This window comes from Egbenema bharatensis FJBBOT/2019, assembly GCF_048077055.1.
Lineage (GTDB): Bacteria > Cyanobacteriota > Cyanobacteriia > Elainellales > Elainellaceae > Egbenema > Egbenema bharatensis.
Genome location: NZ_CP182236.1, coordinates 3,896,573 through 3,910,761, shown reverse-complemented (window position 1 = coordinate 3,910,761; position 14,189 = coordinate 3,896,573). Strand labels below are relative to the sequence as shown.

General features: G+C 50.7%; 13 protein-coding genes. 1 reads left to right on the top strand and 12 read right to left on the bottom strand.

Features of this window, described 5'->3' with window-relative positions:
• Nucleotides 1-9 precede the first annotated feature (9 nt).
• The 4 genes from ACM1PF_RS18175 to ACM1PF_RS18160 form a co-directional block, all read right to left on the bottom strand.
• Nucleotides 10-1,449 carry a glycosyl hydrolase family 28-related protein gene (locus ACM1PF_RS18175; RefSeq protein ID WP_416665959.1) on the bottom strand — a complete coding sequence of 480 codons (1,440 nt, stop codon included), beginning with the start codon at nucleotides 1,447-1,449 and terminating at the stop codon, nucleotides 10-12.
• A gap of 5 nt (nucleotides 1,450-1,454) precedes the next feature.
• Nucleotides 1,455-3,467, bottom strand: a complete 2,013-nt coding sequence (gene asnB, locus ACM1PF_RS18170; RefSeq protein WP_416665957.1) for an asparagine synthase (glutamine-hydrolyzing) — start codon at nucleotides 3,465-3,467, stop codon at nucleotides 1,455-1,457.
• Between the two features lie 114 nt (nucleotides 3,468-3,581).
• Nucleotides 3,582-3,857, bottom strand: coding sequence for a hypothetical protein (locus tag ACM1PF_RS18165; protein WP_416665955.1), 276 nt, complete (start codon nucleotides 3,855-3,857; stop codon nucleotides 3,582-3,584).
• A complete protein-coding gene (locus ACM1PF_RS18160; protein WP_416665953.1) occupies nucleotides 3,854-4,402 on the bottom strand; it encodes an O-antigen ligase family protein in 549 nt (182 codons plus the stop codon). Before ACM1PF_RS18160 ends, ACM1PF_RS18165 begins: the two co-directional genes overlap by 4 nt.
• 116 nt (nucleotides 4,403-4,518) lie before the next feature.
• Between ACM1PF_RS18160 and ACM1PF_RS18155 the strand changes: the two genes are divergently transcribed.
• On the top strand, nucleotides 4,519-4,689 hold the full coding sequence (locus tag ACM1PF_RS18155; protein WP_416665952.1) for a hypothetical protein: 171 nt from the start codon (nucleotides 4,519-4,521) through the stop codon (nucleotides 4,687-4,689).
• Here the strand turns inward: ACM1PF_RS18155 and ACM1PF_RS18150 are convergent.
• The 8 genes from ACM1PF_RS18150 to ACM1PF_RS18115 form a co-directional block, all read right to left on the bottom strand.
• The gene (locus ACM1PF_RS18150; RefSeq protein ID WP_416665950.1) at nucleotides 4,666-5,712 is read right to left on the bottom strand and encodes a glycosyltransferase family 2 protein; all 1,047 of its coding nucleotides are present in this window, start codon (nucleotides 5,710-5,712) and stop codon (nucleotides 4,666-4,668) included. The genes ACM1PF_RS18155 and ACM1PF_RS18150 overlap by 24 nt on opposite strands.
• A gap of 179 nt (nucleotides 5,713-5,891) precedes the next feature.
• Nucleotides 5,892-6,818, bottom strand: coding sequence for a glycosyltransferase family 2 protein (locus ACM1PF_RS18145; RefSeq protein WP_416665947.1), 927 nt, complete (start codon nucleotides 6,816-6,818; stop codon nucleotides 5,892-5,894).
• A gap of 116 nt (nucleotides 6,819-6,934) precedes the next feature.
• Nucleotides 6,935-8,209, bottom strand: a complete 1,275-nt coding sequence (locus tag ACM1PF_RS18140) for a glycosyltransferase (RefSeq protein WP_416665944.1) — start codon at nucleotides 8,207-8,209, stop codon at nucleotides 6,935-6,937.
• Nucleotides 8,210-8,223: 14 nt separating this feature from the next.
• Nucleotides 8,224-9,456 (bottom strand): glycosyltransferase, encoded by a 1,233-nt coding sequence (locus ACM1PF_RS18135; RefSeq protein WP_416665942.1) that lies wholly within the window; start codon nucleotides 9,454-9,456, stop codon nucleotides 8,224-8,226.
• Nucleotides 9,425-10,744 carry a lipopolysaccharide biosynthesis protein gene (locus ACM1PF_RS18130; protein WP_416665940.1) on the bottom strand — a complete coding sequence of 440 codons (1,320 nt, stop codon included), beginning with the start codon at nucleotides 10,742-10,744 and terminating at the stop codon, nucleotides 9,425-9,427. The genes ACM1PF_RS18135 and ACM1PF_RS18130 overlap by 32 nt, the downstream gene beginning before the upstream one ends.
• Complete coding sequence (locus ACM1PF_RS18125; protein ID WP_416665938.1) at nucleotides 10,737-11,849, bottom strand: polysaccharide biosynthesis tyrosine autokinase; 1,113 nt, start codon at nucleotides 11,847-11,849, stop codon at nucleotides 10,737-10,739. Before ACM1PF_RS18125 ends, ACM1PF_RS18130 begins: the two co-directional genes overlap by 8 nt.
• A 101-nt stretch (nucleotides 11,850-11,950) precedes the next feature.
• Nucleotides 11,951-12,955 (bottom strand): GumC family protein, encoded by a 1,005-nt coding sequence (locus ACM1PF_RS18120; protein ID WP_416665936.1) that lies wholly within the window; start codon nucleotides 12,953-12,955, stop codon nucleotides 11,951-11,953.
• A gap of 100 nt (nucleotides 12,956-13,055) precedes the next feature.
• Nucleotides 13,056-14,174, bottom strand: coding sequence for an SLBB domain-containing protein (locus ACM1PF_RS18115; RefSeq protein WP_416665934.1), 1,119 nt, complete (start codon nucleotides 14,172-14,174; stop codon nucleotides 13,056-13,058).
• Nucleotides 14,175-14,189 lie beyond the last annotated feature (15 nt).

The following is a 14,189-nucleotide window of genomic DNA, read 5'->3' as shown; positions in this document are numbered from 1 at the left end:
GCTAATCACTTATGTCAAAGATTCTTGCATAACTGGGGCACTAAATCGATCGGAGATGCTTCCCCCTTCGATCACGAGTTGATTGTTATTGGATTCAGCATCGGAGCGTAAATAAACGGCGTAGGTTAAATCGTTGGGTTGAATGGTAGAGTCTACCTGAAACGTACAATCCTTAAACGCTAATTTTTGATTAGATTGGGGAGGCTGGCTGGGATGCTGCCACCAAACATCTGCTGCGGCAAAAAATTCGTAGGATTCGCTGATGGGTTGATGGGTGACAGTTAATTCACAATCTTCAAAACGAATGTCGTGGGGAAAAACAATGCGATTGATATAACCATCTGCGGCACCCACTTTGAAGCTAGAGTGGGTAAACTGCATGGTGGAATCTAAGCCATATAAAGTAAATGGAGCCTCTGAAGCAATATGGGTTCCGACGACGGTTGATCCCTCCGCCACACCAATATCAAAATCGCCATCGATTAAATGAATGTTCTCTAATTTGATCTCGGTTTTCAGGGTGTTGCCATACCCCCTACCATCCACTTCAATATCCAGCCCACCCGGATTTCGATCGCCCCTCGTCGTTAGATTCGACACTTCAGCCCTTGTATTTCCACCCGTTAAAACAAACCCACCCCGAAACACATCGATCGCCTCACAATTTTTTACCTGAATATCAACATTGGTATAAACCGAAATACCATCTGCCACCGCATTTTGAAATACACAATCTTCAACCACCACTTTTAAGCGTCCAGGGAATTGGGGATCTCCCATCAGAAACAGCAGGTGAGCCTGTTCCAATTCATAGTTCTGGTAAGCACCTTGCTGGGATTGATTGCCATCGAAGGTAAATCCTTTAATGATCAGGGGTTGAGAATCCCTGCTGCCGGCATAGTGAGTGGTGAACGTTCTTGTCCACTTGTCTTGGTGCGGGGGACGTTTGATGGTGGCTCCGTATCCGTAATAGGTCATGTTTTCCTTCAGCGTCACGGACGTGACCAGGTAAGTTCCGGGTGGAAAAACGATTGTCCCGCCGCCCCTCTGATATACCGTGTCGATCGCCTGTTGAATCGCTTGAGTATCATCGGTAATTCCATCTCCCTTCGCACCAAAATCACGCATCACATCGACAGTGGATTCATCCATCTCTGGTGCCGATTCCGCGATCGGTACGAGTGAACTGATGACCACAGGGGTATTTTGCTCACTCAAATGGTGATTCGTGCTGTAACTGTCAGTATCGCTGATCAAAATTTCTGGGGAATGCCAAAGTGCCGTGATGCTGTGTAAGTAAAACAACAGCGATAGTCCAAATAGTCCCAATAGCACCAGGAGCTTAATCCAAAACCGATAAATTCCCATCGTGCGAAGTTTGACCTTGCCCGCCCGTCGCAGGCGATTGTCACGTTGGCTGTTGCTTCTCGATCGCGTTCTTCGCAGCATAATCTTCACCTTTCCGCAGCAATCAGTACAGTGGCAGAGGATTGATCAATGGGAGGTTTAGCTAATTCTCGATGCTGTTCCTCCAGCCATGCCTGAAACATCAGCACATCCCACAGCAGATATTCCCAGTTGCGATCGCCCGCCAGATGCTCTGTCCACTTCTGCCGAATCGGTTGCGGATCAAAAAAGCCTTCCTGCTGTAACCGCGCTTCGTCCAGTAATGCCTCCGCCCATTCCTGCAACGAGCCTCGCAGCCAGCGATCGAGGGGAATGCCAAACCCCATCTTGGGTCGCTCAATCAGCGTCTTGGGCACATACTGATCGAGCAGTTGCCGCAGCAGCCATTTCCCCTGAATGCCGCGAATTTGAAAGTCTATAGGCAATCGCCAGGAAAACTCTGCCACGCGATGATCCAGGAAGGGAACCCGCACCTCCAGAGCCACCCCCATACTGGCGCGATCGACTTTCACTAACATGTCATCCGGGAGCGTTGTCACTGTATCCATGTACATGATTCGCTGCGTAAAGTCAGGCAGATCAGCCCAATTGTGGCGATCGAGTAATTGGGTGGTGGGTTCAGTTCCTTGCAGGGTGACGGACTCCGGCTGTTTCCAGTGGGAGACAAGCTGAAGGTGCATTGCTTTCGCATTGGGCACGGTTAAAATTTCCGCTAATTTATGGAGCTTATTGCCAGCGAGCGGCTGTTTGAGCACCTGGGGCAGGAAAGGACGAAATTGCTCAAATCCATCATTCCAGGCTTGGGGAGAACGAGCCGTCAGCATCTGCCCCGCCAGTTTTCGCAAGGGAAACGGCATCCATCCCATCTTCTGCCAGATATTCCGCGCCCAAACGTGACGGTTATATCCGCCAAATAGCTCATCCCCGCCATCCCCGGAGAGACAAACCGTAACATACTGCCGCACCAACTGTGAAACTAAAAACGTTGGGATTTGCGATGCATCTGCGAATGGTTCATCGTATAAGGTTGGGAGTTTGGGAATAACATCTAATGTCTGCTGAGGAGTCACGTATAGCTCTGTGTGCTCCGTTCCAAGATGCTGGGCCACTCGCCTGGCGTAGGGAGCTTCATTATAGGCAGACTCATGAAAGCCGATCGTAAAGGTTTTAACGGGTCGATGACTTTGGGCCTGCATCAAAGCCACGATCGTTGAGGAATCAATTCCACCCGAAAGAAAGGCACCCAGGGGAACATCAGCAATCATCCGAAGCTGAACGGCATCTTTTAACAAAAATTCTAGATGGGATAAAGCCTCTGATTCTGTTCCAGTAAAGGGTTCAGCCGCCCCCAGTTCCGCCATTGCCTTCGCCGACCAATAGGGCACGGGTTGCGGGCGATCGGCACTCCCATCCCAGGTCAGGAGAGTTCCAGGCAGCAGTTTGTATACCCCCTGGTAAATCGAGTAAGGCGCAGGCACATGGTTATAGCGAAGAAACGCCGTCAGGGCATTGCGATCGATTTCAGCCTGAAAGTCTGGATGTGCCTTCAGTGCCTTTAACTCCGAACCAAACAGCAGCGTCTGCCCCATCCAGCCGTAGTAAAGGGGCTTTTCCCCCAGGCGATCGCGCCCCAGGTGTAGCAACCGCTCCTGGCGATCCCAGAGGGCAAAGGCAAACATCCCGTTAAACTGTTGTACCGCTCGCTGAACGCCCCACCGACTAAAGCTAGCCAGCATCACCTCCGTGTCGGAATGTCCTCGAAACCGATGCCCCAGTTGTCCTAATTCTTGCTTTAAAGCCAGAAAATTATAAATCTCTCCATTAAACGCCACCACATAGCGTCCATCCGCCGACACCATCGGTTGATGTCCTTCCGTTGAGAGATCCAAAATGGAGAGCCGTCGATGCCCCAGAGCCAGGTCGTACTGTGGGTCAATCCAAATCCCCTGATCGTCTGGCCCCCGATGGTGTAAGGTCGTGGTCATGGGGCGCACAATATTCACCATTGCATCAACCGATCGCTGCTGAGAACCTGTTAGAAAACCAGTGATTCCACACATAAAGCAAGTAATGAATAAGTTCGTTTTAAGTCAATCGATATAAAAGTAGGGGCGAAGCATTTGCGTAGAAAACTTTTGTTTCAAGCAATGCATCTTGCCACAAATGCTTCGCCCCTACTCGATCGCCTTCAATGGGTGAATCGATCGGGTTTGCTGCTGCTGGACTTCCTGTAAAACTGCATTCTGCTTTGATGTCAATAGCGTGGACTCAGCGATTGCCAAGATCGAGAACCAAAACAGCGGTTGCCGCAGGACATAGTGAAAGCTACTAAATCCAAGCATCGCAATGAATGCCGCAAACAGAATGGGAGAACCCTTGCGCCAGGTGTTCCAGCCAATCCAGCTCACAAACACAAGATAGCAGCTTAACCCCACCATGCCAGAACTCATCGTCCAGTCAATGAACGTGCTATGGGCTTCAAAGTTGAGAAAGGGGGCAGTGGAACCAGAATAGGAACCTGGCCAAACCCCACCAGCGGAGATTGGGAAATTGCTGCCAGTCCATTCGTCCACAACCGCAGCCGATCGCTCCCCTGCCCACCGTCGTCATACACCTCCATTGCTAGAGAATGAAACGCATAGTAGAGGATCACGATCGTCACGATTACCGCAAACAGTAACAGGAGTCGGGCCAGGGCTTGCTGAACTGCAACGCGCTGAGGAGAGTCATCCGCTTCCACCAGACTATTCACCACGGCGCGATCGGTTCCACACACCACAAGCCATAGGCACCCTAAAAGCCAGCCCACCATCAGCGCATCTGAGCTAGTCGCAATTCCGACAAAAATAGCAGCAGCCGTTAGACCGGCATACCAAACTTTTCCAACGGGGCTCCGACTGTGCTGAAGCAGGTATAGCGTGAAGAAGGGAATAAACAACAACGCTAAAGCCGTCTGATTGGGATTGACGGAACCATCCCGTAAACCGAGCACCATCCATTTGAGGGGCAATGAAGGGAAGCGGCACAAAGTACGATAGGGTTAACGCAACGGTGGTAAAGGTTGTGAACCAGGCAAGTAGGAGTTTGAGATCACGAGAAGATGAAATCAGGATGGTAAACGCAACCGAAAACAACAGCGATAGGGTGAATGCCATGGTTGTATGCTGTAAATCCGCTGCAATCACCCCCCGTGAACTGGCAACCACCGTCCCACAAGCCAACGCCACACAACTGACGATCCAAAACCGCAGAACGGCTTTAACGATCGGTGAGATCCCGTGAGCCTGCATGATCAGAATTCGGCTGCCCATCCACAGTAACCAGATCGCCAACATGGCTTCCCCCGGCCCGATCGCTCCACCGCCCACTCTGAGTTGTGTTGCTGTCGTGAGGGGAATTCCTATCGCTAGCCAAACAATATCCCAACGTGTCATCATAAGCCCTCTGCGATCGTCTCGGTTTGAACGGACTTGCTTGAGTCAATCTGCGAATCGTTTGTTGAATGGTGTAAATACAAATTCGCCGGAAATAGCGAATCCAAGACCATAAATAGAGTATGAAATATCCGATCGAAGAAATCTGACCAGATTGCCACACCATCCGATAGACGGCTAACTCATCTGCCTCTAATGTCCACAGTTTTTTAGTCAATCCCCTTTCACCATAGGGAGCATTGAAGCGATACACGATCGGGTAGTTCATGAGTACCGCCTTTTCCCCCTGTCCAATCACTTCTAAGCAGAAGTAATAATCCTGGGAGCAGCGCAAGACGGGGTGAAAGCGAATCGGACAATTGCGTTTCACCATGACCGAAGACATGATGAAGTGATTAGAAATCAGCAATCGTGTTTTGGAGGTCAGAGTGGCGGTTAACAATCGCGGGGGCAATTCGGTATTCAGTGCTTTGGGTTTGAACACAACGGAGTGTCCCGTCAGCATGACATCGGGATGGGCGTTCATCCAGCCATACTGCACGGCAATTTTATCCCGGTGCCAGGCATCATCCGAATCGAGAAAGGCAACATAATCGTAGGAAGCAGCTTCCCATCCCGTATTCCGAGCCACGGAAACACCGTAATCATCGTCCAACTCAATCACCTTAATCCAGTCTGCGCCATATTCCCGCTGCAATCGTCGCAGGGCGGCGGGTGTATCATCATTGCTGCCATCATCCACCAGAATCACTTCGGCAGGCTTCACGGTTTGATTCGCCACCGATGCCACCGTCCGAGCGATCGTATCAGTACAGCGGTAGCAGGGAATAATGACGGTAACTGGAGCTTGCGTTGCAGGGTTTTCTAACATGAATGGTTCCTTGATTCGTGTAAGTTGTTTTAATTTGCTGCGATTGGATCAAGTAATAATCAGTACGATCGGCTTAAAGCAGCAAGGTAGATGCGGTGAAACAGGTGTGTGAGCAATTAACGTGAGCAATTAACGTGAGCAAATCAGCGGATGTTAAATGGCGATACAAAATTCAAATATCAATGCTGACGATGAGTGCTGTAAATGTTTTGCGATCGTTCCGGTTTAAACTGCCATCTTTGAGAAAAATTGCGAGCAAGTTGATGAACAGAGGAAACACAAAGCCGCTTGACGTAGCGAACGAACGACCATAAGCAGAGCATAGAATACAGGGTGAGATGAATGTGTCCAGATTGCCAGATTTTACGATAGATGGACAGTTCATCTGCCTCCAGTGCCTTCATTCGCTTGGTTAAGCCGCTTTCACCGTAGGGAGCATTGAACCGATACAGAATTGGGTAATTCATGTTCACGGCCGTGTTGCCTTGAAGAACCGCTTCCAGGCAAAAGTAATAATCCTGAGAATAGCGCAACGAAGGATCAAAGCGGATCGAACAGTCGCGCTTCACCATTAAGGAAGACAGGGCAAACGCATTGGAGAGCAGTAAACGGTGCTTGGGAATGACTGTGGCTGTGATCTCAGGAGGTGGTTTTTCCGTATTCAGTCCCTTTGGCTTAATCACAACTGGATGCCCCGATAACATCACATTGGGATGGGCATTCATCCAGTCATACTGCACAGCAATTTTATCCCGGTGCCAGGCATCATCCGCATCCAGAAAGGCAACATAATCACAGGAGGCAGCATTCCATCCCGTATTCCGGGCCACGGACACTCCACTATTCTGATCCAGCTCAATTACCTTAATCCAGTCTGCGCCCTGTTCCCGTTGCAATCGTCGTAGACTGGCGGGTGTATCGTCATTGCTGCCATCATCCACCAGAATCACTTCGGCAGGCTTCACCGTTTGATTTACCACAGAGTCTACTGCGCGATCGATCGTATCGGTACAGCGGTAGCAGGGAATGATCACTGTTACTGAAGCTGTGACTGGAATTGTGTCCGGAACTGTAACTGGAACTGCCCATTCATTACTGTCCACCATTGATACCTCCTTGAGATCAACTTATGGATATTAAAAATTAGATTCGGTAATGATGCCTATCCTCTAAATGGGCGGGCAAGATGCCCACCCCACAAGACCATTAGCTAATTATTTTCTTAACTTCCATAAGTTGATTGAGCCTGTTGTGGTATTTTCCGCAAGTCTTGATCTGCCCTCTGCAACGTCGATCGGGCATATTCAGTTTGGTAAAGCGTGGCGATTTGTTGGAGCGATCGCTCTAGATTGAAGGGACTCGCCGTCACACGATCCAGCGCATCGGTGGGACTGATTGCTGGATGCGCCCTTTGTAACGCCAATAACGCCTCTGCCCACTCAAACGGCGATTTTTCCAGGGAAAGGCGATGAATCAGGGGATGCACTATATCGGCTTCTGCCGGAATCACATCTGAAAAAAGACAAGGTAGCCCAGCCGCTTGCGCCTCAACCAGCGCCAACCCTAAGCCCTCAAACAAGGAAGGAAACACAAATGCATCCATCGCTCCCAGCATCAGGTGGGGCACATCCGATCGAAAGCCGGTAAAGGTGACATGATCGACCAACCCCATTCGCGCCACCTGCTGCTGAATGCTAGATTGCAGGTCGCCCTCGCCAACCAGCAAAAGATGGGTGTTGGGCTGTTTTTGAAGTACTGCGGCAAAGACGTTAACCAAAAATGCATGATTTTTAGCGGTTGCGAGCCTGCCCACATGACCGATCACAAATCGATCGCCAGGAATACCCAGTTCAGCCCGAACGCAAACTGGATCAGGACGGGTTTGAAAGGGAGCCAGATCAATTCCACAATAAAGAATTTGCCACCGTTGATCGATGCCCCAGGATGACCCAAACAGACTGGCCGCAGCGTTTTGGCTGCATCCGAATCCTACCGTGGCATACTGGTGAATCCACCTGCGATTCAAGCTAGAAAACAGTTGGAAGGCTAAACGTCGCTGGAGGGAGGCTTGGGTTTTGAACAACGTTTGCATGGCAAACAGGTCGGTATGGCTATGGGCAATGCGGACTGGAACACCCGCCCAGTAAGCCGATCGCATCACACTCCCAATGAAATTATCGTGGCTATGCACCACATCATAGGGGCCAAAATCGTGCAACACCTGCTGAATCCGTTGGTTATAAAGCCAGGGATTGCGCGTATGGGGGTAAACAAAAATTTGGCTACCTCGCGCCCGCAGTTCATCCTCATAGGGGCAGGGGGGACAGGTGCGATTCGTTTCAACCAAAAAATCCATCTGAATTCGATCGGGATGAAACCGACGAACGAGCTGGAGAAGCCAGGCTTCTATGCCCCCCTCTGACATTTGCCCCAAAACGTGCAGTGCTCTAATGGGCTTCTGGGTTGGCGATCGGTTTGTTGAGTGAATATAAAGCATGATGCCCCTGATGGCTAAAAATTGACCAAATTGGGTGTTTGGCGCAGTGGGTCATTAGTTCCGTCCTTCGCGGTGACTCGCACATATTCTGTTTGGTAAATGGTTTGCAACTGCCGAAACGATCGTTCATCATTAAATGAGCTAGATTCCAGAATCGATAATGCTTCTGGCTGAGATAGGGGTTTCTGCTGCCAGTGGGATAGCAACACCTCAGCCCATTGAGCAGGAGATTGGGAGAGGGAAAGGCGATGCACCAGCGCGGGTATGACATCTACTTCGGTTGGAATATCTTCAGTGAACACACAGGGCAATCCAGCCGCCTGGGCTTCTAACAAGACAAATCCCAAACCTTCACCTAGAGAGGGAAACAGGAAACCATTCATTGCCCCCAGCATCAATCGCGGCACATCCGATCGAATGCCTGTGAATGTGACTCGATCGGTAATCCCCAGACGCTGCACCTTTTGTCGCATGGCGGGTTGAAGCTTGCCATCTCCAATCAGCAACAGATGGGCTTTAGGTTCTCGCCGGATTACCTCCGCCGCCACATCGATTAAAAACGAATGATTTTTTTGCTCAACAAATCGCCCCACATGACCCATCACCCATGCACCTTGCGGAATCCCCAACTCCCTCCGCACCGTGCCTGGATCGACGGATTCTCGAAATGGCTTTAAATCAACACCGTAGGGAAGCATCTGCCAACGCGCATCCGATTCCCATCCTGCACCAAACAAATCCACCATCGATCGCTGGCTTCCTCCTAACCCCAGGGTGGCGTATTGCTGAATCCATCTTCTAGTTAAAGCTAGATATAACCGTCGGGACAGGCTAGCTTGAACTTCAATAGGCGTAAAGTCGCAATGGCTATGGGCAATCCGAATTGGGATACCTGCTTGCTTTGCCAACCGCAGAACATAACCATTAAAGTAATGAACATGACTGTGAACGATGTCATAGGGGCCATAATTCTCTAAAATCCGCTGAAAGTGACGACCGTAGAGCCAGAAATTAGAAGTATAGGGACAGGGAATAAGGCGGCTGCCCAAAGCTCGAACTTCATCATCATAGGGACAGGGATCAGTCGTATGCACAACAAAATCCATCTGAATCTGTTCAGGATTATTGCGAGATAGAACTTGCATCATCCAAGCTTCAATACCGCCCTTAATCATTCCTACGCCAACATGCAGAACTTTGATCGGACGGTTTGTATTAGACTTGACGACCCACTTTGTGTAAGGCATGAATAATAACTCCGGAACTGATAGCAACCTGAACAAAAACTGCAAGCAGGAGGGCGATCGCAATGCCATACAGACCCATGATGGGCAGCAACCACAAACTTGCAACGGTTGTAACGGTGGTAACGGTGACGAATAAGGGAATCTGGGCTCGGAAATAGTGGGCAGCCGTCATGCCATTGCCTAAGAATGAACCTGCATAGCCGATCGCCGCTGGAATCATCAGCCACACCAGCAAATCCGCCTGCTGTCCATATTCTTCACCAAACAGTAGCGTCAGTAGTTCCTGACCTTTGAGCAATACAATTCCTACCCCAATGCCACCCAGCAATCCGCCAACTCCCACTGACTTCAGCAGAAGGGTGCGAAACGCCGCTCGATTTCCGGCTGCATAATATTTCGCTAAACGCGGAATGGCCGCCTGCCCCAACGCACTCATCACCATATTTCCAGCCAGGGGTAGAGAGGCGATCGCAGCGAAGATGCCGAGTGTATGTTCACCCAGATGCCACTCCACCAGATAGCGTGGGATATTCACATTCAGGGAAAACAGCAGCATCACCAGCCCCAGGGGTAGAGCATATGCCGTCAGTTTGCGGAGCTTCTTCCACTGCCATTGGGGACGGAGCGATCGGAGCTCTGAGCGGTTGGAAGCGGAAAAGTTGCGTTTTTCAGGGGGGACTGCCTGCCGTGACACCAGAAGAATGCTGTAGAAGTCATAGCCGATCAACACCAGCAGCGAAGCTATCATCAATCCGATCGCCCCCCCGACAACACTGTGGGAGACATACATACCCACCCCCAACAGCAGCAGCGATAACCCGCCTTTAAGCATCATGGAGATGGCAATCCGAGCCATGCGCTCATGCAGTTGAATAAACCCATAGAAGATGTCACTGAGGGCATCCAACGCTCGACTCATTCCCAGAAAAAAGATGACCCATGCCGCTTCTCGGCTGTAGTCTGCCAGCGCAATGATGCCCAGGATAATCAGCAGAGAAATGATCGTCGAAATCATTCTCAGGCTCAAATAATCCCCAAATTCATACTGGCGGTTTGCATCCGTAGCCTGAACATCTCGCAGTTGCAAATTGGTCAACAAAATCACTGGAGCCGTAACGGCCAAACCCAACGTAAACTGTCCCACTTTCTCCGGGCTACCCAACCTGGCAATCACCACCAACATGCCCCACTGGCAAGCGGTGTACACGACGTTGCCCATTAACGTCCAGGAAAAGTTACGGCGTAACGACAGGGGATTGCTGATGGGGCTGACCTCAACTCTAGACACTGGCTCGGCTCCCATTCGATTTGGAGACTACCGGGATCTGCTCCGGAGCACTGACACTGGGGTAGTATTGCTTGCTGTATTTTTTGTCGTAGTAGTAACTGTCAGCGGCAGGGGTAATACCGTTGATAATTAAGCCCAAAATGTTCTGATTGGCTTGCTTAAGTGATTCCTTGGCAAATGTCGCGCTGGCGGGATCAACTACTCCCGGACGAACGACAAACAGCATTCCATCTGCCTTCTGGTTCAGAATCGCCACATCCGCAGCAACGTTCCATGCCGGTGTATCGACAATGACAAAATCATAGCGAGTTGAGCATTCTTGCAGGAATTCAGTCATGCGATCGGAATCTAGTAATGTGGAGGGATGCCCCGCAGTTGCCCCTGCCGTTAAAACATCTAACGGATGAACCGATTGAATCGCAGATTCCATCTCACATTGCTCCGTCAGAATTTGATTTAAACCCATCACATTTGGCAAATGCCAGAGCTTGTGCTGTTTCGGGCAGCGGAGATCCGCATCAATCAGCAACACCTTGCGTCCCGTTTGAGCTAACGCCAGGGATAAATTGGCGGACACCGTACTCTTGCCTTCCCTGGGAATCGAACTGGTCACCAGAATGGTTTTCAATTCCTTCTCGGCACAGAGCGATCGCAGATGGGATTGCAGCCTGCGGTAGGCTTCACTGGACGGTGAACCCGCTGCATGGTGCAGGATAATTTCAGGGGCGATCGGGTCTGCATGGTTCTGGAACGACAAGGCACCCCGACTATGCCGATGCAACGGCACAATTCCCAGTAAAACATCGCCCAGTAAATCCTTGGCTTCGCGCACCGATCGAATGGTTTTGTCCTGACCTTCCAATAAAAGTGCTGTTGTAATAGCCAGCAGTGTTCCTAACAGTCCTCCGACTGCCAGATTAAGCGGAATATTGGGGGCAACCGGATTTTCCAGGAGTGCCGCAGTTTGAATCACGTGGGCATTCCCAATGTTTTGATTTTCAGCAACCTGGGCCTCTTGAAATCGCTGTAACAACAAAGAGTAGGTCGTTTGGGCTGCATCCAGCTTGCGCTCCAACTCTCGCAACTCTTGTTCAATTCGGGGCAACGCACTGATCCGTTGACGATAGACCTGTTCATAGCTCGACAGGGTTCGGACTTCATTTTCCAGTCCAGCTTGCCTGACCTGAGTGCGAACAAACTCTCCCGCTAAACTCGATCGAAAATCGCCTGATTGTAAGCCCCGATCGGCACAGATTGCTGCCCGCCCAGGGTTTGAGTCACCCGCTGATCTAGTAACGCTTCCAGATTCGTCTTCTTATCCAGCAGGGCGATTACGGCAGGATGGCCATCCTGAAACCGCACCCGCTCGGCTGCCAGCTCAGATTCGACTCCCTGTAATTCCCTTAAAACTTCCTGCACGCCCTCCGACTGGCTCAAGGTGGTGAGTGCTGCCGCCTGCTGCACATCCATCCCTAGCTGATTGTGGAACTCCGCCGACTCCGCTGCTGTGCTAGCCAGGGCAGATTGGGTTTCACTCATCCGCCGGTGCAAGTCCGCCAGAGCTGTAATCGCCGATCGCCCTTCTTCCTCAATCGAAGTCACCTGATATTGCTCTTTAAAGTGACGTAACTCCAGCTCTAACTCATAGACTCGGGCCTCCGCTGCAGGCAGTTGTTCCGAAAGAAACGATCGGGCGGCTGCCACCTCTGCCCGGCTGGATTGCAGGTTTTCCTCCAGATAGGTTTCAATCAGCGTATTAACGATCGCTTTTGCCTGTTCCGGATCTGCGTCCCGGTAGGCAATGGTCAAAAGATCAGTCCCCGCATCGTTGGCAATGGTCAAGTTTTCCAGGAGTTTGGATCGCTGGAGCGGATTCCCTGCCTCATCTTTTAGAGTTAAACGATCGATCGTTCGTTCCAGGGTGGGAACCGAGCGAATAACGCCAATTTCAGTATCTAAAGGATTGCCTTCTCTCACTACCGGCTCAGGACTTCTGGTACTCCCCCCTAAATCGGTCAGAGAAGAGGCCAGACTACGCCCTCTAAACCGTAATTTTCCTTCCGCTTGATAAACTGGTCTAGTCGAGTAAGTGAAGAATGAAGAACCTGCAACCACTAAAGCAAAAACCGTTAGGGCAGGAAACCAGCGTCGCTTTAGGATACGCAAGTACTGCTGAAGGCTAATGGAAGATACAGCATTGTCTGTACTCATGGTTCAAGGGAGTTTTGAAGAGAATTAAAGAAATAAATTAAACCTGAAATAGATCAACGGTTCGACTGGCAATTCAATTAAAAAAAGAAATGAAAGGGAGTTAAAACAGTCCGAAGAATGGAATAAACCGTCCTATCGTTCCAAAAATGCTGTCGATCGTATCAGAGAAACTGGCTGAACCCGATCGCCCCACCACAATCACATCATTGTTGCGGAGGGCCGGATTCGAGGCTTCATTAATACCCTGGGAAAAGTCGATCTCAACTGTCCGCTGGGTCGCACTCCCGTCAGGGTTGAGGCGAATCAGATCAACCCGGCTGGTGCGCGCCCGTCGATGGTCAAACCCACCTGCTGCCATCAATGCTTGATTCAAGGGAGTATTCGGTGGCACTTCGACCATACCAGGGGTCACCACTTCCCCAACTACACCGACCTGAATGGTATTGGGGGAAAAGCTGGCAGTGGAAAGCTGGGTTGCTTCGGCCGGTTGCAGGGAGGTTGCCGTTGCAATCAGAATGGTGTCTCCATCCCGCAGGGGAAGATCCTGACTCAAATCCGCCTGCTGGAGCAATTCCCACAGGTTGACAGTGATTTCCTGGGGTACACCCGATCGCTGCGCTCGTTGAATCCGAATGTTGCTGATATCTGCCTGCTGGGTAATGCCCCCTGCGGTTTGAATCACCTGCGTCACCGTTGGCCATTGGGGCTCTCCAGTTCCCCCAGCTTCGGCCCCTAATGACATCGCATAGGAACCCGGACGATTGACTTCCCCAGCAATACTCACCCGTAGTGGCCGGGGGCTAACTAAACGAACCGTGACAATTGGGTTACGCAAGAGCTGACCATAGGCCGCCGTAATCGCATCCGATGTTTCCCGTAGCGACATCCCCTGGACAGCAAGGGAGCCAATCAGCGGCAGATTCAGGGTACCATCCGTGAGGATTTGAGTTTCCCCGGTGTACTCTGGCACGTTAAAGAAGTCGAGGTAAATGCGATCGCCTGCTCCTAACGTATAGGCTTCAACCATCTGAAGCGATGGCGTAGGGGTGTCTGCGTTGATGGCAGTGGGGAGACTGTCTGGGGAAACTTCTGAGGTGCCAGGTTCAGCAGATGTTTGGGCAAGTCCCACCGGGGGGACACCTGCCATCAGCCCAACCATTAATATCGCCAGGGATGCTGTAGATTGAATCGACCCTTTCAATTTAGGTGTATTCATCATAGAACCAAGAGGATG

Excerpts from the sequence above, each read along its gene's own strand:
- ACM1PF_RS18175 (WP_416665959.1), bottom strand. The coding sequence starts at position 1,449 with ATGCTGCGAAGAACGCGATCGAGAAGCAACAGCCAACGTGACAATCGC.
- asnB (WP_416665957.1), bottom strand. The coding sequence starts at position 3,467 with ATGTGTGGAATCACTGGTTTTCTAACAGGTTCTCAGCAGCGATCGGTT.
- ACM1PF_RS18165 (WP_416665955.1), bottom strand. The coding sequence starts at position 3,857 with ATGAGTTCTGGCATGGTGGGGTTAAGCTGCTATCTTGTGTTTGTGAGC.
- ACM1PF_RS18160 (WP_416665953.1), bottom strand. The coding sequence starts at position 4,402 with ATGGTGCTCGGTTTACGGGATGGTTCCGTCAATCCCAATCAGACGGCT.
- ACM1PF_RS18155 (WP_416665952.1), top strand. The coding sequence starts at position 4,519 with ATGGTAAACGCAACCGAAAACAACAGCGATAGGGTGAATGCCATGGTT.
- ACM1PF_RS18150 (WP_416665950.1), bottom strand. The coding sequence starts at position 5,712 with ATGTTAGAAAACCCTGCAACGCAAGCTCCAGTTACCGTCATTATTCCC.
- ACM1PF_RS18145 (WP_416665947.1), bottom strand. The coding sequence starts at position 6,818 with ATGGTGGACAGTAATGAATGGGCAGTTCCAGTTACAGTTCCGGACACA.
- ACM1PF_RS18140 (WP_416665944.1), bottom strand. The coding sequence starts at position 8,209 with ATGCTTTATATTCACTCAACAAACCGATCGCCAACCCAGAAGCCCATT.
- ACM1PF_RS18135 (WP_416665942.1), bottom strand. The coding sequence starts at position 9,456 with ATGCCTTACACAAAGTGGGTCGTCAAGTCTAATACAAACCGTCCGATC.
- ACM1PF_RS18120 (WP_416665936.1), bottom strand. The coding sequence starts at position 12,955 with ATGAGTACAGACAATGCTGTATCTTCCATTAGCCTTCAGCAGTACTTG.
- ACM1PF_RS18115 (WP_416665934.1), bottom strand. The coding sequence starts at position 14,174 with ATGATGAATACACCTAAATTGAAAGGGTCGATTCAATCTACAGCATCC.